Here is a 26979-nt window from a genome sequence, read left to right on the forward strand (position 1 = left end):
TCGGTGCGCAGGAGGCGCGCCCTGGGCCGGCGCGCCTCCTGCGTCATGGTCAGGAAGCGAGGCTTGCGAGCTCGTCCTGTGCGGTGGTCAGCTGCTCGTCGGTGAGGCCGATGAACAGGGCGTCCTCCGCGACCTGGGAGGCGTTCTCGACGTAGTAGTCCACGAACGACTTCACCTGGGGCTTGTCGGTGTACGAGGCGTTGGCGACGTAGACGTAGAGTCCGCGCCCGAGCGGGGCGTAGGTGCCGTCCTGGACGGTCTCGGCGGTCGGCGAGACGCAGCCGGAACCGTTGTCGACTGCGACGGCCTTGACGGAGTCGCTGTTCTGCTCGACGTAGGAGAGGCCGAAGAACCCGACGGCACCGGTGTCGCCGGAGACTCCCTGCACGGTGATGTTGTCGTCTTCGCTGGGCGAGTAGTCCGTGCGGATCGCGCCCTCTTCGCCGTTGATGGCGTCGGTGAAGTAGTCGAAGGTGCCCGAGTCGGTGCCTGCTCCGAAGAGCGACAGCTCCTGGTCGGGGAAGGACGGGTCGATCTGGTTCCAGTTGGTGATGGTGCCTTCGGCGTCCGGCCCCCACATCGTCGCGAGCTGCTCGGTGGTGAGGCACTCGGCCCAGTCGTTCTCGGGGTTCACCACGACCGAGAGGCCGTCGTTGGCGATGATGATCTCGGTGTAGTCGATGCCCGCTGCCTCGCACGCAGCGATCTCGTCGTCCTCGATGGGACGGGAAGCGTCCTGCAGGTCGGTCTCGCCGGCGCAGAACTTCGCGAAGCCACCTCCGGTGCCAGAGGTGGCGACGGTGACGTTGACGTCGGACTGCTCGGAGCGGAAGAGGTCGGCTGCGGCCTCGCTGAGGGGGGCCACCGTCGAGGACCCGTCGACGGTGACGGTTCCTGACGTCCCGTCCTCAGAGCCCTCGGACGACTGGCCACCGCAGCCGGTCAGGAGGAGGCCGGCAGATGCGACTACGGCCAAGAGGCTGATGATCTTCGGAGAACGTGTGCGCACGATTGTCCTTCTTCTCCCCGGTGCGGGGCGTGGGGCTGTGAGGTGCGGCGGACGCCGCACAACCGATAGAAGATCGTCTATGTGAACGTAGGGTGAACTGGGTCGGAACGCAAAGAAAAGATAGACGGCCCTCTATCGATGTCGGGCAGAATGGTCATGCCCGCCGTCCCGCCTCGGACGGCCGAACACCGAGAACGGAACAACCCCATGTCTGACAAGCCCACTGTCCTGTTCGTCTGCGTGCACAACGCTGGCCGCTCCCAGATGGCTGCCGGTTACCTGCAGGCCATGGCTGGAGACCGAGTAGAAGTTGTGTCCGCGGGTAGCGAGCCGAAGGACCAGATCAACCCGGTCGCGATCCAGGCCATGGCCGAAGAGGGCATCGACATCGCCGGGAACCAGCCGAAGGTCCTCACGACCGAGGCTGTCCGCGGCAGCGACGTCGTCATCACCATGGGTTGCGGCGACGCGTGCCCGATCTTCCCCGGCAAGCGCTACGAGGACTGGGAGCTCGCCGACCCGGCCGGCCAGGGCATCGACGCCGTCCGGCCGATCCGCGACGACATCAAGGCGCGGATCACGGCCCTGCTGGCCGAGATCGCGCCGGCCGCCGCATGACCGACAAGACCGTCGTGCTGTTCATCTGCCAGCACAACGCCGGCCGATCTCAGCTCGGTGCAGCTCTGCTCGAGATCGCCGCATCCGATCGCTTCGTCGCCACGTCAGCGGGCCTCGCGCCGGCTGGTGAGGTGAACCCCGCGATCGCCGCGACCGTTGCTGAGCTCGGGCTCGACATCTCTGCGCGTCGTCCGCGCGCCGTGTCGCCGGAACTCCTCGAGGAGGCCGACGTCGTCGTGCTGATGAAGCCGGGGCTCGAGTTGCCTGCGGTGCCGCGGGGTGACGTCCTTGAGTGGTCGTTCCCCAACCCGGAGGACTGGACGACTGATGCGGTCCGTCCGCTCCGTGACGCTGTGGATGCTCGAATCGCCTCGGAGATCCTCACTCGCTAGGAGTTGCTCTCGTGCAGCTGTCAGCATCCGAGGAATGTTCAGGCTGCGTGATAAGTTGGATCACACGAACGGTCAAGAGGCCACGGGGACAACGCCAGGTTTGCTGTCAAACCCTTCTGGACATCCAGTTGAGGTGCCCCGGGCTCCTTGGCCGTTCGTTGTCTCACAGGCCTCCGGCGGGCCACCAGGGGTAGCTCTGCAGGGTCACCTGCTGTGTCATCGTCTTGAAGCCGTAGCCAGCGCTCGAGCCCGACGATGATCGACGGATCTGCGGTCTGACGGACAGCAAGTGCTGCGCCTCGTAGCCACCGAATCGGTCCACGTTCATGGCGGCACTGAGCATGCCGGCGTACTGGTCGGCCGCTTGCATCCCGGAGTTCGTCGACATCGCCAGGAACCTCGGGGTCCCCTCCAAGAGCGACCACCGAGCTGGGCCCTGGCCTTGCTCCTTCTTGATGCGGAAGTAGTCGAGTGTCTTGTCGTGATCGAAACCTCTGACATGACCGAACGAGACGCGAACATCCCGAGTCTGGCCGGGCCAGTACTGGGCAGTGAGTAGCAGCCGCTCCATCATCAACCCTGCCGTGTAGTTGTAGAACGTCGACTGATCCGAGCGCATGCCGGCCGTGTGGGGGATGGCGGCCTTCTCGAAGATGACGTAGTTGATGATGAGGCCCGGGATGTTGCTCAGCTCACGCGCGACGAACTGGCGGCGATCGAAGGTCTTGACGTGATCTTTCCAGTGGAGGGGCTTGGCCTTCTCGACGCCGAAGCGGGCTTTGATCCCGATGATGGCCGCTGACAGGGCTGCGTAGTCCTCCTCGGCTACGACCACGCCCGCCATGCTGAAGAACCGTGATGCTTTCGGTCCGGTGCCACGGTCACCCGTCTCGTCGACGAACGCGAGCACCTTCTTGCGCGGTGTCGCCGGCGCTGTCCTAGGCGTGAATGAGTGCGGCATCGATCTCCCCGGTCGGTCGTAGAACCAACCCCCGGGGCAGCTCCAAGCAGATCGATTTTACTTGAAGGGTTGTCACTTGCGTGGCGGACGTCCCTCGTGTCGGCGTCTCAGTCAAGGTGCGCCACGACTTCGCGCAGGTCTCCGCAGTCGAGCCGCGCATGGCATGGCCATGAACAGGAGCAAGCACGAGGCGGGAGTTGCGCTGACACACGGCGTGACCTGCAGCGCGGGCAGGCCCGAACTCGACGCCAACACGGTCGGCCGCGGGCGACGCGTTCAGCAGGCCTCAGAGCGACGTAGTCCCTGGCCGGGGGAAAATGGCGAGGTGCTCGGGGGAAACTCAGCCTGCCGCTTCGGGAGCGGGCCCGAGTTCAGAGGGGTCGCGAGGTTGTGCAAACAACCCGCCAACGAGAACGCCCCGCGAACCCAGTCTCACTGGGTTCCGGGGCTTTTCTCGTCTCGCGTGCTCCGGGAGGGCCCGAGACGCAGTCTTGGGTCAGCTCACCGCGTCCGTGAGTGCGTCGAACTCGGCGTCGGTGAGCTCGATGGTCGCGCCAGCGAGGTTGTCCTCGAGGTGGGCGATGCTCGACGTTCCGGGGATGGGCAGCATCGCGGGCGAGCGCTTGAGGAGCCAGGCGAGGGCCAGCTGCGCCGGGGTGGCCTCGTGCTGCTCTGCGAGCTTCGTGAGCGGGCTGTCCGAACCGGTGAGGCCGCCGGTGGCGAGCGGGAACCAGGGGATGAACGCCAGGCCGTTCTCGGTCGCCCAGTCGAGCAGCGGCTCGGCGGAGCGGTCGGTGAGGTTGAAGAGGTTCTGCACGGAGACGATCGGGGCGACCTCCTGTGCCGCCTCCACCTCGTCGATGCTGACCTCGCTGAGGCCGATGTGGCGGATCTTGCCCTCGTCGCGCAGCGCGCCCAGCTCGCCGACCTGGTCCTCGAGGGGGACGTTCGGGTCGATGCGGTGCAGCTGCAGGAGGTCGATGCGCTCCACGTCGAGGTGACGGAGGTTCATCTCGACCTGCTGACGGAGGTAGGCCGGGACGCCGAGCGGGGTCCACTGACCCGGGCCCTGGCGGGTGTTGCCGACCTTGGTGGCGATGACGATGTCGTCGGCGTAGGGGTGGAGGGCCTCGCGGAGGAGGCCGTCGGTGACGGCGGGCCCGTAGGCGTCGGCGCTGTCGAAGAACGTCACGCCGAGCTCGACGGCGCGGCGGATGACGCGGACGGCTTCGTCACGGTCGCTCGGCTCGCCCCAGACCCCGGGGCCGGTGAGCTGCATGGTGCCGTAGCCGAGGCGGGTGGTGGGCAGGTCCCCACCGATGCTGAAGGTGCCGGAGGCGGCTGCGGGACGGTTCGTGGTGGTGTCGGTCATGGACGCAGCCTGCTCCTCGCTCGGCGTCGTCCGTACAGCAGCTGAGTCGGTGCTGTCACTTGTTCGAGCTGAGTGACAACAACGACAGAGGTGTTGTCACTTGTTCGTCCTGAGTGACAACAACGACGGAGCTGTTGTCACTTGTTCGTCCGATGTGACGACAACGGTGGAGGCGCCGCCACGGTGAGACAGCCAGCGGCCGCGGGGTCAGGCGGGCGGGAAGCCCGTGCCGATCGCAGCCGCGACGGCAGCGACGTCGACCTGCCCGTCGAGCGAAGCGAGCCGCTTCGCGAGCCTCCTCGGCCAGCAGACCTCGACACCGCGGACGCTGAACGAACCGCCGAGCAGCGGCCAGTCGGCGTCGACGAAGCAGAGCGTGCCGGCGACGGGCACCGGGTCGATGAGCTCGTGCACGAGCTGCACCTGACGGAGCACGCCGTCCACGAGCTTCGTGCGGTCGCCGCCGACGATGAGTTTCTCCACGCGCGGCCGCACGACACCGCCCTCGACGCGGAGGGTCGGTCGCTTGTCGCGGTAGCGCTTGGCGTCGACGACCCAGGCTCCTGCACGGGTGACGACGAGGTGGTCGATGTTGGCTCTCGTGCCACGGACGCGACGATCGTGGAGCACCACGAGGTGCTCGGAGGCGATCTCGTCGAGGGCGCGGCCGACGGCGGCTTCTCCGACAGCACCGGACTTCCACGCGACGGTGCTCTGCCGTTCCGCTGCGAGGGCGACGGCGATCGTGCCGAGCCTGCCGTCGCCCCACGTCCCGCGGATCCTCGCCTCGTCGCGCGCCCGCCGGCGCTCGTACTCGCGCCGAGCGGAGGCGCCTGCGCCGGTGATGTCGTTCGTCCCCATGACCCCCATCAAGCCAGGTCGGTCGGGCAGGGCGACAGCCCCAGTGTGCGGCGCAGGGGCGCCCGTGCGGCTCCGGCGTCGAGCCGAGGCAGGCCCAGGTCGGTGCCTACAGCGGCCCCTCACGCGGCCGCGCTCACCGATACGAGTAGAAGCCCTCGCCCGACTCGACCCCGAGCTTGCCCTGGTCGAGGTAGTTCGTCTTGAGGTGGTCCGCCCAGAGCTGGGCCCCCTCCTCGTCGCTCGCCGCCGAGATCGCCCAGGCGGTCCGCAGGCCGACGACGTCGAAGATCTGGAACGGGCCCATCGGCGCTCCGGTGCCGATGCGCCAGGTGGCGTCGATCGTCTCGGGGTCGGCGACGCCGCGGAGGACGAGCTCGGACGCCGCGCCGAGGAACGGCACGAGCAGCGAGTTCAGCACGTAGCCGGGCTGCTCCTTGTGGAGCGGGATCGGCACCATCCCGATCTCGCCCGCGAAGGCCACGACCTGGTCGAAGACGGCAGGGTCTGTGCGGGGGCTGCCCATGACCTCGGCCGTGTTCTGCCGCCAGATGTGGTTGGCGAAGTGCAGCGCGAGGAACTTCTCGGGGCGGCCCGTCGCGTCGGCCAGCTGGCTCGGCAGCAGGGTCGACGAGTTCGTCGCGAACACCGTGCGCTCGGGCGCGGCGGCGGCGAGCCGGGCGTACACGCCCTGCTTGAGCTCGAGCGTCTCCGGCACGGCCTCGACCACGAGGTCGGCGTCGGCGACCGCCTCGGCGAGGTCGGTGGTGAACACGATCCCGGCCACCGCCTCCTCGGCTGCCTGCCGGTGCTCGTCGCCGAGGTCGGCGACGTACTGCTCGACGATCGACCGGAGGCGCCCCTCGGCGGCTGCGACGGCGTCGGCGTCGACGTCCCAGGCCCGGACAGCGACGCCGTGGCTCGCGATCTGGAAGGCGATCTGGGCGCCGAGGACGCCGGCGCCGACGACGGTGACGTTGCTGAACGTGGTCATGGGGTTCCTGTCTCTCGAGGGGGCGCGCGTCGTGGCGCCCTGCCTCATCGAGGTGTACTCCTCCACGCCCGGACGGCAGCTGTCGGTGGACAGCCGCCGACGATCAGCTGTCGAGGTCCCAGATCTGCTCGACGTAGTCCTGCGACCAGCCGGCGCGGAGGCGCGTCACGGCCCGGTCGTACGAGGCCGGCAGGTCCATCTCGGGTCGCACCATCGACTGCATCTGGAGCCCCTCGTACAGAGCGATGAGCTGCTCCGCCCCGCGGACCGGGTCCATCGTCTCCGGTTCGCGTCCGAGCTCGACGTCGGCGGTGAGGCCCCCCAGGATCAGCGCGTGGAACTTGCGCCACTCGTGCTGCAGGGTCGGCGCCATCGGGTGTCCCGGCGTCGCCGCCACGTTCAGCAGCGAGGTGAGGAGGCGCATCAACGAGGGGTCGAGGACGTTGCGCTCCACGATCCCCCGGAGGAACCGGACGGTGCCGTGCGCGTGCATGAGCGGGATGACGGGGCGCATGCGCTCGGCGTTCCACCGGTCGACGGCGGCCATGACGAGGCCGTTCCAGCTCGGGAAGAGCCCGCGCACCGTCTCGACGGGCACGCCGGCCAGCTCGGAGACCACGTCGACGTCGGTCTCGTGGAACGCGCGGCTGCGGAACGCGACGATCACCGCCTCGACGACGCGGACCCGCAGCTCGGTGTCCTCGTCGAGGGGGGAGGCAGGGCGGGGGAGCGAGGGCACGTCGGTCACTGATCCACCTCACCAGGTGGCGGCGGTCGCGGCCAGACCCCGTTCTGGTGGCGGGCTCGACGAGGAGCCCTGCCGGGAGGGCCATCGCGAGCACCAGCGCATCACCGAGCCGGTGTCGGTCCCTGGTCGTAGGGTGCGGCCATGCAGACGAACACGCAGAGCGCAGCCCCGGCACGCGTCTCCGAGGAGGCGGTGGCCGACCTCCGAGATCGCCTCGCCCGACGACGACGCGTCGACCTGCCCGCAGGGCTCGAGCCGCGCCACGGCGTCGACGCCTCGTGGCTGGAGCGCCTGCTCGCCCGCTGGGCCGACGGGTACGACTGGCGGGTGCACGAGCAGCGGATCCTCGACCTGCCGTGGGAGCTCGTCGACGGGCCGACCCCGCTCCGCGTCGTGCACCGCCGTGGTGCGCCCGGCGCCCCGGTGGTCGTGCTGCTGCACGGCTGGCCCGACTCGGTGCTGCGCTTCGAGAAGGTCCTGCCGCTGCTGGGCGACGCGACGGTCGTGGTGCCGGCCCTGCCCGGGTACCCGTTCAGCGCCTCCTCGGCTGCCCGGGGGATGTCGGGGGTCGACATGGCCGACGTCGTCGCGGCGGCTCTCGCGGCCATGGGGCACGAGCGGTACGTGGTCAGTGGCGGCGACATCGGGGCCGGCGTCGCCGAGGCGCTGCTGCGCCGGCACGGCCACGCGGTCTCGGCCGTGCACCTGACCGACGTGCCGCAGGGGCACCTCGCCGCCGAGCTGCCCGACGACCTCACCGACGCCGAGCGCGCCTACGCCGACCGCCGCGAGCAGTGGCAGGCGGCCGAGGGCGGCTACGCCCACGAGCACGCGACGAAGCCCGGCACGCTCGCCGTCGGGCTCGGCGACTCCCCGGCGGGGCTCCTCGCCTGGATCGGCGAGAAGCTCTGGTCGTGGAGCGACCGCTCGATCGAGGGCGGCATGGAGGCGGTCTTCGGTGACGACGACGTGCTCACCTGGGTCTCCGCCTACTGGTTCACGGAGACGATCGGCACGTCGTTCGCCCCCTACGCGCTCCGCGAGCCGGCGAGCAACGAGCGCGTCGAGGCGGCGGCGCCGGCCGTGCTGTCGATCTTCCCTGGCGACCTGGCCAACGCCCCGCGGTCGTTCGCCGAGCGGCTGTTCGACGTCCGCGCGTTCCACGAGCACCCGTCGGGCGGGCACTTCGCCGCGTGGGAGCAGTCCGAGGCGTTCACCGCCGATCTGCGCGAGGCGATCACGCTGGGCTCGGCCCGGGCCTAGGCCGTTCCGGCCGAGTCTGGCCTGCGCCCGGCACGCGGCGACCCGCCCTCGATCGCCGAACGGGGTACACGGCGGTCGGCCTGACGGGCGACAGCCGTGGCCGAAGTGCCCCGAACGGGGGACGCGGGAGGCGGCATCCGCTCTTCCCCTGGCCCACTGGTCCTTCATAGAATCAGCTCGCACGTGTCGTCTCGACCTCCTCCTCGACGGGGTACAGATGCGGTGCGGACCGGTTCTGCCTCACCAGCCGGCCACCAACGAGGCCGACAGGGGCAGCAGTGCAGGAGCCAGGCCGCAGGGCACGCCGGGACGGACGTCGCCGTCGGCCGTTCGTGCGCGCGCTCGCGGGCGTGCTCGCCGTCGCCGTGGCCGTCGTCGGGCTGAGCCTCACGCCGGTCGAGCAGGCCGAGGCCGCCGTCGTTCAGTGGGGCACGAACAGCGGCACCGCGCCCAACTACCAGGCCACGGTCAACGGCGACTTCGTCATGGCCGGCAACGGGGTGCTCGCGTGCCAGACGCTGAACATCTCGGGCGCGGGCACCTGCGCCGACCTCCACTCGACCTCGACCAACACGCAGAACGTCAACGACAACTTCGCGATGGTCGCCACGAACACGGTCTCCGGCTTCACGACGAACTCCTCGAGCGCCCAGGTCACCATCCCGGCCGGGGCGTCCGTCGCGAAGGCTTTCCTCAGCTGGAGCGCCAACACCGGGTCGTACAACGTCTCGCAGACCGCCTGCACCGCGCCCAGCACCGCACGCGGCACGACGACGCTCCCCGGAGGTGCGGCGAACGGCTACCTGACGCGCGCGGCCCAGCTGCGGGTCGGCAGCGGCACCGCGGCCCCCACGTCCGTCGCCCCCGCCAGCGTCCTCGTCGACCAGCCGGTCGCGTCGCAGCCGCAGTACTACAGCGCGAGCGCGGACGTCACGTCGGCCTTCGCCGGCGCCGCGACCGGCAGCCCCCTCACGGTGTCGGCGGGCAACATCTGGGCCCCCACCGGCGCCGGCTGCTACGCCGGCTGGTCGCTGACGGTCGTCTACGACTACGGCAGCTACGTCGCGGGCAACTCGGCGTCGGTGCCCAAGCGCGTCATCTTCTACGAGGGGCACGTGCGCCAGGCCTCGACCGACACGCCCCTGACCGTCGCCTTCGCGGGGTTCACGGCCGTCGGCGCCGGCACGCGGGCCGGCTTCACGCTGTTCGAGGGCGACCGCAACATCACGGGCGACACGGTCGAGTACAGCAGGGCGAGCTCGTCGACCTACACGCAGCTGCCGAACGCCAACGGCGCCACGGGCAACTACGGGGTCGGCCAGGCGCTCGGCTCGACCCGGTACACGCAGACCGGCACGCCCTTCACCAACCAGAGCGTCGACGTCACCACGAACTCGCTCACCGCCGTGCAGAGCGGCGACACCCGCATCGACCTGCGGGTCAGCACCTCGGGCGACTCCTACCTGCTCCGCAACGCCGTGCTCTCGGTGCCGACCGCCGGCCTGCAGGTCGACAAGTCGGCCGACGGCACCGCCGACGTCCAGTCCCGGCTGGCGGGGGAGCCGGCCAGCTTCACGATCCGGCTCACCAACTCCGGCGCCGGCACGCTGCAGTCCATCTCGGTCAGCGACGACCAGGCCGACTGCTCGAGGACGCTGACCGGCCTCACGTTGGCTCCGCAGGAGTCGTACACCTACACCTGCACGGCGAACGGCGGGTCGAGCCAGCAGTACGTCTCGACGGCGACCGCCACGGCCAGGACGGTCAACGGGGCGTTCCTCGCCGAGGACAGCGACAGCACGACGGTCCAGGTGACGGCGCTCGCCCTCGCCAAGACGAGCGCGCTGGCCGCCGGTGCCACGGGCCGCGCGGGCGACACGCTCACCTACACGTTCACGGCCACGAACACGGGCCAGTCGACGCTGACCGGGGTCGCCGTCACGGACCCGCTGCCCGGTCTCTCGGCCGTCTCGTACGCCTGGCCCGGCACCGCGGGGACGCTGACCGGCGGACAGGCCGTCGTGGCCACCGCGACCTACGTCCTGCGGCAGGCCGACGTCGACGCCGGATCGGTCGTCAACACCGCGACCCTCGTCGGCACCGACCCCGACGGCGGCCAGCAGCCCCGGGCGAGCGCGGCGCGGACGACCCCGCTGGCTCCTGCGCCCGGCCTCGCCGTCACGAAGACCGGGGCGCTCGCCGCCGGTGCCGCCGGCGTCGTCGGCGACCGCGTCACCTGGTCGATCTCGTTCACGAACAGCGGCAACGTCACCCTCACCGGCGTCGCGCTGACCGACTCGCTCGCCGGCCTCTCGACGCCGGTCGTCACCTGGCCCGGCACGGCGGGCACGCTCGCTCCCGGGCAGACCGCCACCGCCACCGCCACCTCCGCCCTGACGCAGGCTCAGGTCGACGCCGGCTCTGTGCGGAACACGGCGTCGGTCACCGGGCGCACGCCGACCGGCGCCACGACCACCGCCACCAGCGCGGAGGCGGTGGTCGCGACGGTCGCGGCGGCCCCGTCGCTCGTCACGACCAAGAGCGCGGTCGTCGGCGGGACGGGCGGCGTCGGCAGCACCGTCACGTACTCGTTCGCGGCCCGCAACAGCGGCAACGTCACCCTCAGCGGCGTCTCGATCGCCGACCCGCTGCCGCGGCTCTCCGCCCTCGCCCCGACCTGGCCCGGCACGCCCGGCGCCCTCGCACCGGGCCAGACCGTCACGGCGACCGCGACGTACACGCTGACGCAGGCCGACGTCGACGCCGGCTCCGTGCGCAACACGGCGACCGCGACCGGCACGGCCCCGTCGGGCGCCGCCGTCTCGGCGGCCTCCGCGCAGGTCGTCACGCCGACCGCCGCGGCCGCGCCGGCCGTCACGCTGGCCAAGTCGGGGGCCCTCGCGACGGGCGCGACGGGCGTCGCGGGCGACACGGTCACCTACTCGTTCACGCTGCGCAACACCGGCAACGTCACCCTGACCGGCGCCTCCGTCGCCGATCCGCTGCCGGGGCTCTCGGCGCTCACCTACGGCACCTGGCCGAGCGGCACCGTGGGCACGCTCGCGCCGTCGCAGCAGGTGACCGCCACCGCGACCTACACGCTCCGCCAGTCCGACGTCGACGCCGGCGCGGTCGCCAACGCCGCGACGGGCACCGCCGCCCCGCCCACGGGCGCCGCGGTCTCCCAGACCCGCAGCGCCACCGTGCCGATCACGCCGACGGGCGCGCTCGTCGTCACCAAGACGGGGACCGCGAGCGGCGGCGCCGGCGTCGGCAGCACCGTCACCTACGACTTCACGGTGCGGAACTCCGGGAACGTCACCCTCACGCAGGTCTCCCTCGCCGACGCGCGCGCCGGGGTCTCCGCCCCCACGGTCACGTGGCCGGGCACGGCGGGCACCCTCGCGCCGGGGCAGACGGCCACCGCCCGGGCCACGTACACGATCACGCAGGCCGACGTCGACGCCGGCCGGGTGCCCAACACCGCGACGGCCACCGGCCGCACGCCGCAGGGCGCCACCGTCACGGGCACCTCGCCGCAGTCGGTCGTGACGACGGCGCCGGCGGCGCCCGCCGTCACGCTCGGCAAGGCCGGGGCCGTCCAGGGCGGCGCGGCAGGCGGGGCCGGCGACGTCGTCCGGTACACCTTCACCCTCCGCAACAGCGGCAACGTCACCGTCACCGGCCTCGGAGTGTCCGACCCGCTGCCCGGCCTGTCCGCCCTGCAGTACGCGTGGCCCGCGACCGCCGGCACGCTCGCGCCCGGGCAGACCGCGACCGCGACCGCGAGCTACACGCTGACGCAGGCCGACGTGAACGCGGGCAGCGTGCGCAACACGGCCACCGCCTCCGGCAGGTACGGCACCGCGCCGGTCACGGCGACCTCCGGCGAGGTGACGACCCCGACGGCGGCGGCCCAGCCGTCGGTGGCCGTCACCAAGAGCGGAGCGCTGACGAACGGGCAGGCCGCCGCGGCGGGCAGCACGATCACGTGGTCGTTCACGCTCCGCAACACCGGCACCGTGACGCTCACGAGCGCCGGCGTCGCCGACTCGCTGCCCGGCATCTCCGCAGTGAGCTGGGGCACGTGGCCGAGCGGCACGGCGGGCACGCTGCAGCCGGGCCAGACCGTGACGGGCACCGCCACGTCCCCCGTCTCGCAGCAGGACGTCGACGCGGGGTCCGTCGCCAACACGGCGACCGGCAGCGGCACCGCGCCCTCCGGCGCCGTGGTCCGCTCCGTGGCGCCCGCGACGGTGGCGCTCGCCGCCGTCCCCGGGATCTCGCTCGGCAAGTCGGGCGCCGTGACGTCCGGCACCGGCGCGGTCGGCGACACGATCACCTACACGTTCTCCGCCCGGAACACCGGCGGCACCACCCTGACCGGCGTCGCCGTGGCCGACCCTGCGCCCGGGCTCTCCGCCCTCGCATACGGGACGTGGCCCGGCGGCACGGCCGGGACGCTCGCGCCCGGGCAGGCCGTCGCGGCGACGGCGACGCACGTCGTCACGCAGGCCGACCTCGACGCCGGCGTCGTCCGCAACACCGCCACCGTGAGCGCGCGGACTCCGACCGGCGACGCCGTGGCCGCGACCTCGCCGCAGGCAGTCGTCGCGACGGCGGCCGCCGCGCCGGCGCTCGTCACGACGAAGACCGCGTCGAACGGGGGAGGCGGCGTCGGGTCGGTCGTCAGCTACGCGTTCTCGGCACGCAACTCGGGCAACGTGACGCTCACCGGCGTCGTCGTCACCGACCCCCTCGCCGGCCTCTCGGCGCTGACGTACTCGTGGCCGGGCACGGCGGGCACGCTCCGCCCGGGCCAGACGGTCACGGCGACCGCGACCTACACGGTGACGCAGGCCGACGTCGACCGGGGCGCCGTGCCCAACCGGTCGACCGCCTCCGGCACCTCGCCCTCGGGCGCGCCCGTCTCGGTGCAGTCGGCGACCGTCACCACCGCGACCGTCGCCTCCTCGCCCGCGCTCGCCCTGACGAAGTCGGGCGTGCTCAGCGGCCCGCCCGCTGCCGGCAGCACGATCACGTACTCGTTCGGCCTGCGGAACACCGGCAACGTCACGCTCACCGGGGCGACCGTCGCCGACCCGATGCCGGGCCTGTCGCCGCTCGTCGTGACCTGGCCGGGCACCCCCGGGGTCCTCGGCCCCGACCAGCGGGCCACCGCGACGGCGACGCGCACCGTGACGCAGGCGGACGTCGACGCAGGCGCCGTCGCGAACACGGCCTCCGCCTCCGCGGCCCCGCCCACCGGCGGCCGGGTCTCGTCCTCGGCGTCGGCGACCGTCCCGCTGCCCGCGTCGGGCGCGCTCGCCGTCGAGAAGACCGGCGTGGTGACGAGCGGCTCGGGCGTCGCCGGCGACGTCGTCCGCTTCGACTTCGTGGTGCGGAACACGGGCGCGGTCACCGTGTCCGGCATCGTGCTCGCCGACGCGCTGCCGGGCGTCAGCACCCCCACGATCACCTGGCCGGGCGCCGCTCGCACGCTGGCCCCCGGCCAGCAGGCGACGGCGACGGCCAGCTACGTCGTCCGCCAGTCGGACGTCGACTCGGGCAGCGTCCGCAACACGGCGTCCGTCCAGGGCACGACGCCCGCGGGCACGACCGTCTCTGCCGCGTCCCTGCCGGCCGTCGTCCCGACCGCCGCGGCCGCGCCGGCCCTCGACGTGCAGAAGTCGGCGACCTCGCCGGGCGACCGCAAGGTCGGCGACGTGGTCACCTACGCCGTGTCGGTGCGCAACAGCGGCAACCAGACGGTGACCGGCGTCACGATCGTCGACTCGCTGCCCGGTCTCTCCGCTCCGTCCGTCACCTGGCCCGGCCAGGCGGGCGTGCTCGCGCCCGGCCAGCAGGCGCTCGCCACCGCGACGTACGTCGTCCGCCAGGCCGACGTCGACGCGGGCCAGGTCGTCAACGAGGCCAGCGCCTCCGGCCAGGCCCCCGGCGGCGTGGCCGTCGTCGACTCGTCCGGCCAGGTCGTCACCAGCACCCAGGCCGCGGCCCCCTCGCTCGCGGTGACCAAGGCCGGCGCCTTCGCCTCGGGGTCGAGCGGGCGGGCCGGCGACGTCGTCGACTTCACGGTCACCCTGCGCAACACCGGCAACCAGACCCTCACCGGCGTCACGGCGACCGACAGCCTGCCCGGCCTCGGGTCCCTCACCTACGGCACGTGGCCGAGCGGCACCGCGGGCACCCTCGCGCCGGGCCAGGCCGTCACGGCCATGGCGAGCTACACGTCGCGCCAGTCGGACCTCGACGCGGGCGCGATCGCCAACACCGCGGAGGGCCGCGGCACGGCGCCGGGCGGCGTCGGCGTCACGGCGAGCGGCAGCGCGTCCGTCCCGACCGCGCAGACGCCGTCGCTGAGCCTCGTCGAGGTGGCCACCGCCTCCGGCCGGGCCGCGGTCGGCGACACGGCCACCTTCACCTACACCGCCCGCAACACGGGCAACCAGACCCTCGCCGGCGTCGTCGTCGCCCCCGGGCCGGGCCTGTCGACGCCGACCGTGACCTGGCCCGGCACGCCCGGCACCCTCGCGCCGGGGCAGACCGTCACCCTCGTGGCGTCGCGCACGATCACGCAGGCGGACGTCGACGCCGGCTCGGTCCGCGACGCCGGCACCGCGACGGGCACGGCCGGTGCGCGCACCGTCACGGCGACGGCCTCCTCGTCGGTCGCGACCGTGGCCTCCGCCCCGCGGGTCACGACCACCAAGACCGCGAGCACAGGAGGAGCGGGTGCGGTCGGCGACGTCGTCACGTACTCGTTCCGCGCGACCAACGCCGGGAACGTGACCCTCACGGGCGTGACGATCGCCGACCCGCTCGCCGGGCTGTCGCCGGTCGCCGCGACGTGGCCGGGCACGACCGGCGTGCTCGCCCCCGGGCAGTCCGTCACCGCCGTGGCGACGTACACGCTCGGCCAGGCCGACGTGGACCGAGGCTCGGTCGTCAACACGGCGACCACGACCGCCACGGCGCCGGGCGGGACGGCCGTCTCGTCGAGCTCGCCCGTCGTGACGACCCCGACGGTCGCGTCGGCGCCCGAGCTCGAGCTGGAGAAGACCGGCGTCCTCGCGTCGGGCTCGACGCCGCGGGCCGGCGACGGCGTCGACTACGCGTTCCGCCTGGTGAACAGCGGCAACGTCACGCTCACCGGCGTGGGCGTGGCCGACGCCCTCCCGGGCCTCGGGGCGATCACGGTCACGACGTGGCCGAGCGGCACCGCGGGCACGCTGCGACCGGGCGACGCCGTCGTGGGCACCGCCTCCTACGCGCTGCGGCAGGCCGACGTCGACGCCGGGGCGCTCGCCAACACCGCCGTGGCCACGGCGACGCCGCCCGTCGGCGCGGCCGTGACGACCCGCGACTCCTCGACCCTGCCCCTCGCGTCCGCGGGCGCCGTCTCCCTGACGAAGACCGCGACGGTGTCCGGCGCGGGCGGGGTCGGCGACACGGTCACCCTCGACTACGTCGTCACCAACACGAGCGCCGTCACGCTGGCGGGCGTCGGCGTGGCCGACCCGCTGCCCGGTCTCGGGACCGTGACCTACGGGCCGTTCCCCGGCGGCACCCCGGGCGTGCTGGCGCCCGACGCGACCGTCACGGCCCGCGCGACCTACACGATCCGGCAGTCGGACGTCGACGCCGGCGTGGTCGCGAGCACGGCGACGGCGACCGGGCGCACGCCGCAGGGCGTCGTCGTCTCGGCGGAGGCCGGCACCAGGACCCTCACGATCGCCGCGGCCCCGGGCCTGTCGACGACGAAGAGCGTCACGCCCGCGGCGGGCGCGCGCCTCGGCGACACCGTCCGCTACTCCGTCACGGCGTCGAACACGGGCAACGTCACGCTCACGGGCGTCGTCCTGGCCGACCCCCTGCCCGGCCTCTCGACCCTGACCCCGGGGGCCTGGCCCGACGGCGTCGCCGGTCGCCTGCTGCCCGGCCAGTCCGTCTCGGCCACCGCGAACTACACGATCCGCCAGGCGGACGTCGACCGAGGGTCGGTCACCAACACCGCGACGGCGACGGGCACCACGCCCGCCGGGGCCCTGGTGTCGGCGCCGAGCGCCGCCCTCACCTCGCCGACCGCCGTCGCGGCTCCGTCGCTCGCGATCACGCAGACGGGCAGCCTCGCCGCCGGCGCCGCGGGCCGCGCCGGCGACGTCGTCACGTGGTCGTCGACCGTCCGCAACTCGGGCGACCAGACCGTGACCGGCATCACGGTCGCCCTCGACCAGCCGGGGACGTCCGCGCCCGTCGTGCGCTGGCCCGGCGCGGTCGGCGTCCTGGCTCCAGGGCAGACCGTGACGGCGACGGCCACCTACACGCTCACGCAGGCCGACGTCGACGCCGGCAGCGTCTCCGACCTGGCGACGACGCGGGGGACCTCGCCCGCCGGCACGGCCGTCGAGGCCTCCGCCCCCGCCACCGTGCCGATCGGCAGCGACGCGCGGATCACCCTGGAGAAGATCGGCCGCTTCGTCGCCGGCGAGCCGGGCGACCTGGGGGACCTGCAGTACGTCTTCACCGTGCGGAACACCGGGAACGTCACGCTGCGCGGCGTCGCCCTCGTCGACGCGCTGGCCGGGGTGTCGGTCAGCGGATGGGTCTGGCCGGAGTCGGCGCCCCCGGGCGTCCTCGCCCCGGGTGCCGTCGCGACCGCAGTCGGCGACTACGCCGTGACCCAGGCCGACGTGAACCGCGGATCCGTGACCAACACCGCCACGGTGCGGGCGACGTCGCCGACGGGGCGACTCGTCGAGGGCGACGCGTCGGTCACGGTGTCGACGGGGCCCCAGCGCGCCGACCTGATCACGACCAAGTCCGCCTCGATCCTCGGCGGCGGCGGCGGAGCCGTCGGTCAGAGGATCGTCTACACGTTCACGGCCGAGAACGCCGGCAACGTCACGCTGACCGGGGTCGAGGTCGTCGACCCGATGCCCGGCCTCGGTGCGATCGAGCACGAGTGGGGAGGCACGCCGGGCGTGCTGGATCCGGGCGACGTCGTCGAGGCGACAGCGACCTACACGATCACCCAGGCCGACATCGACCGCGGTTCCGTCGTCAACACCGCGACCGCCCAGGGCTCGCCGCCCACCGGGGACGCGATCGCCAGCGCCCCCGTCACGGTCGAGACGCCCACTGCGCGCCGTGCCGCCGCCGTCTCCGTCGACAAGACCGCCGCCCTGGCCGGCGAGCCCGCCGCCGGCTCCGTCGTCACCTACTCGTTCACGGTGACGAACTCCGGCAACACCACCCTGTACGCGCCGACCGTCGCGGACGCCCTCCCGGGCCTGTCGCCGATCGACGTCGGCGCCCTGCCCGCCGTCCTGCGACCCGCCCTGCTCGACCCGGCGACCGGCGACGTCGTCCGCCCGGCCGACAGCGCCCCCGTGACCGCGACCTACGCGCTCACGCAGGACGACGTCGACGCCGGGGCAGTGGCGAACTCCGCCTCCGCGACGGCCGCCTCCCGGCCGACGCCCGACGCGCCCGTCGACCAGTCCGTCGTCGTCACCTCGAGCGACGCCGCCACGGTGCCGCTCGCGGCGGCCCCCGGCCTCACGCTCGACAAGCGCGCCGCGCTGCCGAGCGGAGTGGCCGCGGCCCGGGTCGGCGACGTGGTCACCTACTCGTTCACGGCCGTCAACACGGGCACCGTGACGCTCGACGGGGTCGCGATCACCGACCCGCTCGCCGGTCTCTCCGCGCTCACGACGACCTGGCCGGGAGACCCCGGGGTGCTCGCGCCCCGCGGCACGGCCACCGCGACCGCGACCTACACGGTCACCCAGGCCGACGTCGACGCCGGCGCCGTGCGCAACCAGGCATCGGTCGTCGGGGCCACCCCCGCCGGCGACGACCTCCTCGTCCTGTCTCCGCAGACGACCGTCCCGACCGTCGCCGCCGCTCCGCAGCTCACGACGTCCGTGGCGTCGACGGTCGGCGGGCCGGGGCAGGTCGGCGACGTCGTCGAGTACGTCGTCACCGTCACGAACGCCGGCAACGTCACCGTCGAGGGCGTCGCCCTCGACGCCGAGATCACCGGGGGAGGCGCGCTCACTCCGCCGGCGTACGGCACCTTCCCGAGCGGCACCGTCGGCACCCTCGCCCCCGGGCAGTCCGTCACCGTGCGCACGAGCCACGTCCTGACGCAGGCCGACCTCGACGCGGGGCGCGTCGAGCTCGCCGCCGTCTCGACGGGCACCGCCGCCGTCAGCGGCGCCGCCGTGACGAGCGCCCCGGCCGTGCGGACCGACGACACGGTCGTCGCGGCGCCGTCCGTCGCGGTCACCGACGAGGGGGCGCTCGCGAGCGGCGCCACCGGGGTCGCCGGCGACGTCGTCACATGGCGCTACTCGGTGACGAACACCGGCAACGTCACCCTCACGGACCTGCGGCTGGCGGACGAGCTCCCCGTCGACGGCCTCGACGTGACGTGGCCCGGCGCGACGGGGCAGCTCGCCCCCGGCCAGAGCGCGACCGCCACGTCGACGCACCGCCTGACGCAGGACGAGGTCGACGGCGGCGGCGTGACCAGCCGCGCGACGGCGAGCGGCCGCTCGCCGGCGGGCGCGACCGTGACCGCGACGGCGACGGACTCCGTCGAGGTGCTCGCCCGCGGGGCGCTGGCCATCGTCAAGACGGGCGCCCTCGCCGACGGCGCCGAGGGCGGCGTGGGCGACACGGTGGTCTACCGCCTCGAGATCACCAACACCGGCAACGTCACGCTCGACCGGGGCGTCCTGGTCGACCCGCTGCCCGGCCTCGGCACGCCGACCATCACCTGGCCCGTGCCCGAGCGCCCCGGGTACGTGCCGGTCGGCGCGACCGTCGTCGGCGTCGCCGAGTACCCGCTCACGCAGGCCGACGTCGATCGCGGCTACATCGACAACACGGCCGCCGTCCGCGCGACGACGCCCGCGGGCACGGCCGTCGACGCCCCCTCGAACACGGTGCGGGTCGCGACGGCGCTGCCCGCGCCCGAGCTGACGACGACCAAGACCGCCAGCACCGCCGACGGCGACGCGCCCGGCGTGGGCGACGTCGTGACGTACCGCATCACGACCCGCAACACCGGCACGGTCACGCTCACCGACGTCGCGCTGAGCGACTCGCTGCCGGGTCTCTCGCCCGTCGTCACCGACGCGTGGCCGGGCAGCACGGGCGTGCTCGCCCCCGGCGACGAGATCAGCGGCACGGCGACCTACACGGTCGGCCTCCCCGACGTCGACGCCGGCTCGGTCGTGAACACCGCCGGCGCGACCGGCGTCGCACCCGGCGGCGCAGGCGTCGAGTCCGCACCCGTCGTGGTCACCACTCCGACCGAGGAGGCGTCCCCGAAGGTCGCCGTCCGCAACGGCGCGACCCCCCTGCCGGGCTACCGCGGCGTCGCCGGCGACCAGGTGCAGCTGACCTACACGCTGGTGAACGACGGCAACGTGACCCTCTCGTCCGTCGCCTTCGTCGACGCCCTGGCCGCCGCCTCCTCGCCCGCCTACCTGTTCCCGAACGCGGACGGCACGACCGTCCGTCCCGGGCAGGCCGTGACCGCGACCGCCGTCTACGTCCTGACGCAGGCCGACGTCGACGCCGGCTCCGTGACCAGCCTCGTCACGGGCTCGGCCACCTCGCCTCGGGGCGTCGTCCTCTCGGGGACCGCACCGGCGACGCTCTCGATCGCGCCCTCTCCCGGCCTCTTCATCGACAAGCTCACCGTCGAGCGAGGCAAGGCGTTCGCGCTCGGCGAGAGCATCGACTACACGATCACCGTGACGAACACCGGCACGGTCACGCTGTCGGGCGTGCTGATCTACGACGCGCTCGACGGGCTGTCGCGGCCGGTCGTCACCTGGCCCGGCCAGGAGCGCGTGCTCGCACCCGGAGAGTCGGCGAGGGCCACCGCGTCGTACGTCGTGCGGCAGTCGGACGTCGACCGCGGCACCGTGACGAACCTCGCGAGCGCGTCGGCCCAGACCCCCACGGGCGCGTCGGTGCCCACGGTCTCGGACGAGGTCGTCAACCGCACCGTCGCCGCGGCTCCGGAGGTCACGACGACGTCGACGGCGACGGTCGGCGGCACGGGCGCCGGCATGGTCGGCGACACCGTCACCTTCTCCGTGCTGGTGCGCAACACGGGCAACGTCACCCTCGCCGGCGTCACGACGTCGACGCCGCTGCCGGGTCTCTCGGCCCCCGCGACCACGTGGCCGGGCGACGAGGGCGTGCTCGCCCCCGGCCAGGCGGTCGAGACGCGCGCGACCTACGTCCTCACCCAGGCCGACGTCGACCGGGGCTCGGTCGCGCTCGCCGCGACGGGATCCGGCACGGCGCCCGGCGGCCGTGTGGTCGAGGCCCCCGCGCCGCTCCTCACCGTGCCCACCGAGGCAGCGGCCCCCGCGGCCCTGGTCACCGACAGCGGGTCGCTCGCCCCCGGCGCGACCGGCCTCGCAGGCGACGACCTCGTCTTCACCTACACGCTGGCGAACACCGGCAACACGACCCTGACCGCCGTCGGCTTCACGGACCGCACCCCGGGCGTCGGCGCACCGGCCTACGCCTGGCCCGGCGCCGAGGGCGTGCTGGCTCCCGGCCAGACCGTCACCGCGACCGCCCGCTACACGCTGACGCAGGCCGACGTCGACGCAGGATCGGTCACGAGCCTCGTCGTGGGCCGGAGCACCGACCCGGCGGGCGTCGAGCGCACCGCGTCCGCTCCGGCGACCGTCACCGTCGCGCCGGCCCCTGCGCTCACCGTCCTCAAGTCGGCCACGATCGTCTCGGGCACCGGAGGCGCGGGCGACGTCGTCCGGTACCGGCTCGACATCACGAACACCGGCTCGGTCACCCTGACCGACGGCCGCCTCCTCGACCCGCTGCCCGGACTCGGCACTCCGCGGATCACCTGGCCCGACCCGGAGCGCCCCGGTCGCGTCGGCGTCGGCGAGACCGTCGTCGGCGTCGCGGACTACGCGCTGACCCAGGCCGACGTCGACCTCGGCCACATCGACAACCAGGCCTCCGTCTCGGCCGTGACGCCGCAGGGCGTCGAGGTGCGCGCCGAGTCGAACACGGTCCGGGTGACCACGGTCGAGCCCTCGCCGTCGCTCACGGTCACGCAGACGGGCGCAGTCCGGGCCGACGGCGGCGCCGGCGACACGGTCGACTGGGTCGTCGTGCTGCGGAACACCGGCAACGTGACCCTCGAGGGCGTCGTCCCGGCGGGCACGCTCGGCGATCTCTCCGCCTACGTCGTCGACTGGCCGGGGACGCCGGGCGTGCTCGCGCCGGGAGCCGTCGCGACGGCACGTGCGTCGTCGCCCGTCGAGCAGTCGGACGTGGACGCGGGGTCGGTGACCAACGTGGCCGCCGCCTCCGGCACCTCCGCCCGTGACGGTGCCGCCGTGGTCAGCGCGGACGCGCCGACGACCGTGGCGACGCTCGCCGCCGCCCCCGGCCTGTCGGTCACCAAGACGGCGGCCCTGGCCGACGGCGCCCGCGGCGTGGCCGGCGACACGGTCTCGTTCTCGTACACGGCGACCAACACGGGCACCGTGACGCTCTCCGGCGTCCAGCTGGCCGACGCGCAGCCGGGCAGCACGCCCCCGGTCGTCGCGTGGCCCGGCACGCCAGGGGTCCTCGCGCCCGGGCAGAGCGCCACGGCCACTGCCGCGTACACGCTGACGCAGTCGGACGTCGACTCGGGCGAGCAGTCGTCCACCGTGACGGCGACCGGTCGCACCCCCGCGGCGGCGACGGTCGAGGCGACCGCGACGGACGGCGTCGTGCTGGCGGACGGTGCCTCGATGGTGGTGGCCAAGTCCGGAGCGGCCCGGGGTGCCGGAGGGGTCGGCGACGTCGTCGACTACTCGTTCTCGATCACGAACACCGGAGACGTCACCCTCTCGCTCGTCGACCTGGTCGACCAGCTCGGCGGGGTGTCCGACCCGCAGATCACCTGGCCCGGGCGGCCCGGCACGCTCGCCCCCGGGCAGGTGGCCACCGCCACCGCGACCTACGGGGTCACCCAGGCCGACGTCGACCGCGGCAGCGTCGGCAACACGGCCGTCGCGACGGGCAAGCCGCCCGTGGGCGACACGATCAGCGTGAGCTCGCCGCTCACGACCACCACGGTCCAGCCCGCCGCGCCCGGGCTCAGCGTCTCCAAGACCGGCGCCTACCGGGCCGACGGCGCCCTGCGCGACACGGTCGACTGGTCGTTCGTCGTCACCAACACGGGCAACGTCACGGTGACGGGCATCGCCCTCGTCGACGACGTGCCCGGCGTCTCGACGCCCGCCGTCCGCTGGCCGGGTGCCGACGGCGTGCTCGCTCCGGGCCAGCAGGCCACCGCGACCGCCACCTCCGAGATCGGCCAGGCCGACCTCGACCGCGGCAGCGTCCTCAACGTCGCGACCGCGACCGGCTCGTTCGCCGGCGACGCGGTGTCCGCGACGACGGGCGAGGTGTCCGCGCCGACCGCCGCCGCGGCCCCCGCGATCGCCGTGACGGACTCCGGCGCGCTCGCCGCGGGCTCGACCGGCGTCGCCGGCGACACCGTGACCTGGTCCTACCGCGTCACGAACACGGGCACGGTGACCCTGACCGGGGTCGCCGTCGACGAGCGCGTCCCCGGCACGACGACCCCGGTCGTCGCCTGGCCGGGCGAGCCGGGCGTGCTCGCGCCGGGCGCGTCGGCGACCGCCACGACGACCGCCGTCCTGACGCAGGCCGACGTCGACGCCGGCGCCGTCTCGAGCGCCGTCGACACGACGGGCGCCGACCGGGCGGGCACCGTCGTGGCCGCCCGCGCCTCCGCCACCGTGCCGATCGCGCCCCTCGGCGTGCTCGTCGCGACCCAGGTCGGCGGCGTCGTCGCCCCCGGCATCGGCCAGGTCGGCGACACCGTCGAGTACGTCGTGACGGTCCGCAACGACGGCAACGTCACCCTCGCCGACGTGGACGTCGCACTCAGCCTCGCCGGGCTGACCGCCGACGCGATCGACTGGCCGGCCGCCCCCGGCGTGCTCGAGCCCGGCCGGTCCGTCCAGGTGCGCGGGACGCTGACGCTGACCCAGGCCGACGTCGACCGCGGCTTCGTCGAGAACACGGCCTCGACCAGGGGCACGGCGCCCGGCGGCGCCGAGGTCACGGCCGACGCCGGCGTGGTCCGCGTCGCCACCGTCTCCGCCGTGCCCGGCATCACGACGACGAAGAGCGGCTCGGTCGCCGGCGCCGGCGCGGTCGGCGACCTCGCGACCTTTGAGATCGTCGTCCGCAACACGGGCAACGTGACCCTCACGGGCGTCTCGGTCGCCGACGACCTCGAGGGGCTCTCCCCGCTGGCCTACGGCACCTGGCCCGGCGCCGAGGGCGTCCTCGCCCCCGGCCAGGCCGTCACCGCGACGACGACGATCGTCCTCGACCAGGGCGACGTCGACGCCGGCGGGCTCGTCAACACGGCCACGGCCACGGGAACGCCCCCGGGCGGGGCCGCGCCCGTGAGCGACGCCTCCGACCCGGCGCCGGTCGCCGCCGAGGCCGCACGCCCCGCCGTCGCCGTGACCGACTCCGGCGCCCTCGCGCAGGGGTCCACGGGAGTCGCGGGCGACACCGTCGTCTGGACCCGGACCATCCGCAACACCGGCACCGTGACGCTCACCGGCGCCGCGCTCACGGACACGCTGCCCGGCATCGGCGAGCCCGTCTGGGTGTGGCCCGGCGAGCCCGGCGTGCTGCTGCCGGGCCAGGTCGCGACGGCGACGTCCACCTCCGCGCTGCTCCAGGCCGACGTCGACGCCGGCAGCGTCACGAGCCAGGTGACCGGCAGCGCGCTGCCGCCGACGGGAGCCGCCGCGACCGCGACCGACGTCGCGACCGTGCCGATCGCCTCCGCCCCCGGGCTCACCCTCGTGAAGGAGGCGGCCCTCGCGTCCGCAGGGCAGAACGGCCTGGGCGACATGGTCGACTACACCTTCACGATCGGCAACACCGGCAACGTGACGCTCACGGGAGTCGTGCTGGCCGACGCGCTGCCCGGCCTGGGCCCGGTCGTCGTGACCTGGCCGGGCGAGCAGGAGGGCGTGCTGCCGCCGGGCACGCAGGCCACCGCGACGGCCCGCTACGCCGTCCAGCAGGAGGACGTCGACCGCGGCGCCGTCCAGAACTCGGCGACCGCCACGGCGACGGCGCCGGACGGCCGCTCGTCGATCGCGGCGTCGACCCTCGTCGTCGTCCCGACCGAGACGTCGGCCCCGTCGATCGCGACCGAGAAGTCGGCGGTCGTCGCCGGCCCCGGAGCCGTGGGCGACGTCGTCACCTACACGTTCGAGATCCTCAACACGGGCAACGTGACGCTGAACCTCATCGCGCTCCGCGACCGCCTGCCGGGGCTCTCACGACCCGACATCGACTTCCCGACCGCGACGGGCATCCTCGCCCCGGGCGAGAGCGCCCTCGGCGAGGCCACGTACGCGATCTCGCAGGCCGACGTCGACCGCGGACACGTCGACAACCAGGCCACCTCGGTCGGCTCGGCGCCCGACGGCACCGTCGTGACCGGCGTCTCGAACACCGTCCGCACCTCCACGGATCCCCGGGCTGCCTCGGTGACGACGACGCAGGCGGCGCGCCTGGCGTCGGGCGACGTCGGTCGGGTGGGCGACGTCGTCGAGTACACGTTCACGGTGGTCGCTGACGGGGCGCGCACGCTGACCGGCGTCCGCGTCGACTCCACCGTCGTCGGGCTCACCGACGTCGTGGCGGTCTGGCCCGGCCAGCCGGGGACCCTCGCCCCCGGTCAGCAGCTGACCGTCACCGCGCGGCACGTCGTGACGCAGGCCGACGTGGACGCGGGACGGGTCGTGAACGTCGTCACGGGCTCGGGCCGCGACCCCGCAGGGGCGCTCGTGGCCGACGACTCCGACGAGGCCGTCGTCGAGCTCGTGGCGGCTTCGCGGGCCCTCGACCTGCAGAAGACCGGGACGCGCTCGGGCTCCGGCGCCGTCGGCGACTCGGTCGAGTACCTCTTCGTCGTCGAGAACACCGGCGAGACCACCGTGCGCGGCGTCGTCGTCGCCGACCCGCTGCCCGGGCTGTCCGCCGTCACCTGGGGCGCGTGGCCGGCGGAGGCCGGCGTGCTCGCCCCGGGCGAGTCCGCCACGGCGACGGCGACGTACGTCCTGACCCAGGCCGACGTCGACCGCGGCTCCGTCCGCAACACGGCGACCGTCTCGGGGACGACCCCCCGCGGCGACGACGTGGCCGACGCCTCCGGGGAGTCGGTCGTGCCGACCGCCCCGCGCGCCGCCTCGCTCGAGGTGTCGAAGCAGCAGGCGCTCGCCGCCGGCGCCGAGGGGCGGCCGGGCGACGTCGTCGAGTACTCCTACTCGGTCACCAACACGGGCAACGTCACCCTCGACGGCGTCGTCCTCCGCGACCCGCAGGCTCGCCTCTCCCGGCTCTCGTACCGGTGGCCGGGCGAGCCGGGCGTGCTCCTGCCGGGCCAGACCGCGACGGCCACGGCGACCTACGTCCTGACGCAGGCCGACGTCGAGGCCGGCGTCGTGGCCTCCGCCGTGACCGCCTCCGCGTCGACTCCTGCCGACGCGGTCGTCGTCGACCGTGCGGCGGACTCGGTGGCGATCGTGGCCATCTCCGAGCTCGCCCTGTCGAAGACCGCACAGCCGCGGACGGCCGCCCAGCTCGGCGCCGTCGTCGACTACCGCTTCGAGGTCACGAACACGGGGACGGCGACACTCACCGGCGTCGTCGTCGAGGACGACCTCGTCGGCCTGACCTCGCCCGTCTACCGGTGGCCGGGCGCCCCCGGCGTCCTCGCACCGGGCGAGGCCGTCGTCGCCACCGCCTCCTACGTCGTCGGCGAGGCCGACGCCGAGGCCGGGGCCGTCGCGAACACGGCGACGGCGAGGGCGTCCGGCGCAGAGGGCGCGAGCGTCCAGGCGACCGACGCGGCGACCGTGGCCGTGGCCCCGGTCACGGACCCGCAGCCGCCGGTGGACCCGCAGCCGCCTGTGGACCCGCAGCCCCCCGTCGACCCGCAGCCGCCGGTCGGGCCGGTGTCGCCGGCCGACCCGGCGCAGCCCGTCGTGCCCGGCGGCCCCTCGGTGCTCGTGCCCGTCTTCTCGCCCGTGGCCACGGGCGTCCTGGCCTGGACCGGCAGCGGTCTCGCCGGTCTCGTCGGCCTCCCCCTCGGCGGCCTGTTGCTGCTGCTCGGCGCACTCGTGATGAGATGGGGACAGCGCCGCCCACCTCGAAAGGAACGCCCATGACCTCCACCCGGTGGACGACGACCCTCGCGGTCGGTGCCCTGGCACTGGCCCTGACCGGCTGCACCTCGCAGGACGCGGAGCCGACGCCGACGCCGACGCCCACGGCCGAGGCGACCGAGCAGGCCTCGGCGGGCATCACCGACGTCCAGGACGTCCCCGGCTCCGGTGAGGGCTTCGCGGGAGCCCTCAGCGACCTCACGATCGCCACCTGCGAGCGGGGCGACGGCGGCTGGACCGTCGACGGCACCGTGCAGAACCCCACCGACGGCGCCGCCTCGTACCGGCTCTACATGTCGCTGCTCACCGGAGGGTCGGACACCCGCGCCCTGCAGCAGGTCGACGTCGGCCCCGTCGCGGCCGGCGAGGGCGCCGACTGGTCGATGACGATCCCCGTCGAGGAGGACGGCCTCACCTGCGTGCCGCGCGTGGAGCGGTACGCCGCGTAGGGCACAGCGG

Annotated in this window: 11 protein-coding genes; 5 read left to right on the plus strand and 6 right to left on the minus strand. The window is 74.0% G+C overall.

Annotated elements, in window-relative coordinates:
* Positions 1 to 49: 49 nt before the first annotated feature.
* On the minus strand, positions 50 to 1009 hold the full coding sequence (locus tag ES689_RS07370; RefSeq protein ID WP_223269469.1) for a PstS family phosphate ABC transporter substrate-binding protein: 960 nt from the start codon (positions 1007 to 1009) through the stop codon (positions 50 to 52).
* 207 nt (positions 1010 to 1216) lie between these two features.
* Between ES689_RS07370 and ES689_RS07375 the strand changes: the two genes are divergently transcribed.
* Both ES689_RS07375 and ES689_RS07380 read left to right on the plus strand, forming a co-directional pair.
* Positions 1217 to 1627, plus strand: a complete 411-nt coding sequence (locus ES689_RS07375; RefSeq protein WP_137846795.1) for an arsenate reductase ArsC — start codon at positions 1217 to 1219, stop codon at positions 1625 to 1627.
* Positions 1624 to 2019, plus strand: coding sequence for a low molecular weight phosphatase family protein (locus tag ES689_RS07380; RefSeq protein WP_137846796.1), 396 nt, complete (start codon positions 1624 to 1626; stop codon positions 2017 to 2019). The genes ES689_RS07375 and ES689_RS07380 overlap by 4 nt, the downstream gene beginning before the upstream one ends.
* A 163-nt stretch (positions 2020 to 2182) precedes the next feature.
* Here the strand turns inward: ES689_RS07380 and ES689_RS07385 are convergent, their stop codons facing one another.
* The 5 genes from ES689_RS07385 to ES689_RS07405 all read right to left on the minus strand — a co-directional run bounded on the left by ES689_RS07385 (position 2183) and on the right by ES689_RS07405 (position 6952).
* Positions 2183 to 2929 carry a DUF3800 domain-containing protein gene (locus tag ES689_RS07385; protein ID WP_191330280.1) on the minus strand — a complete coding sequence of 249 codons (747 nt, stop codon included), beginning with the start codon at positions 2927 to 2929 and terminating at the stop codon, positions 2183 to 2185.
* 547 nt (positions 2930 to 3476) lie between these two features.
* Entirely contained in the window at positions 3477 to 4352 is an 876-nt protein-coding gene (locus tag ES689_RS07390; RefSeq protein ID WP_146902388.1) for an aldo/keto reductase, read from the minus strand.
* A gap of 207 nt (positions 4353 to 4559) precedes the next feature.
* Complete coding sequence (locus ES689_RS07395) at positions 4560 to 5213, minus strand: nuclease-related domain-containing protein (RefSeq protein WP_223269470.1); 654 nt, start codon at positions 5211 to 5213, stop codon at positions 4560 to 4562.
* A 133-nt stretch (positions 5214 to 5346) separates the two neighbouring features.
* The gene (locus tag ES689_RS07400; RefSeq protein ID WP_146902391.1) at positions 5347 to 6204 is read right to left on the minus strand and encodes a 3-hydroxyacyl-CoA dehydrogenase; all 858 of its coding nucleotides are present in this window, start codon (positions 6202 to 6204) and stop codon (positions 5347 to 5349) included.
* Positions 6205 to 6307: 103 nt separating this feature from the next.
* Positions 6308 to 6952: a TetR/AcrR family transcriptional regulator gene (locus ES689_RS07405; protein WP_146902395.1), complete on the minus strand. Its 645-nt coding sequence runs from the start codon at positions 6950 to 6952 to the stop codon at positions 6308 to 6310.
* A 141-nt stretch (positions 6953 to 7093) separates the two neighbouring features.
* Between ES689_RS07405 and ES689_RS07410 the strand changes: the two genes are divergently transcribed.
* The 3 genes from ES689_RS07410 (at position 7094) to ES689_RS07490 (ending at position 26969) form a co-directional block, all read left to right on the plus strand.
* On the plus strand, positions 7094 to 8215 hold the full coding sequence (locus tag ES689_RS07410; RefSeq protein WP_146902398.1) for an alpha/beta fold hydrolase: 1122 nt from the start codon (positions 7094 to 7096) through the stop codon (positions 8213 to 8215).
* 332 nt (positions 8216 to 8547) lie between these two features.
* Positions 8548 to 26523, plus strand: coding sequence for a DUF11 domain-containing protein (locus ES689_RS15580; RefSeq protein ID WP_191330282.1), 17976 nt, complete (start codon positions 8548 to 8550; stop codon positions 26521 to 26523).
* Positions 26520 to 26969, plus strand: a complete 450-nt coding sequence (locus ES689_RS07490; protein ID WP_146902401.1) for a hypothetical protein — start codon at positions 26520 to 26522, stop codon at positions 26967 to 26969. Before ES689_RS15580 ends, ES689_RS07490 begins: the two co-directional genes overlap by 4 nt.
* The last annotated feature ends 10 nt before the right edge of the window (positions 26970 to 26979 follow it).

It is taken from the genome of Frigoribacterium sp. ACAM 257 (genome assembly GCF_007954365.1).
Lineage (GTDB): Bacteria > Actinomycetota > Actinomycetes > Actinomycetales > Microbacteriaceae > Frigoribacterium.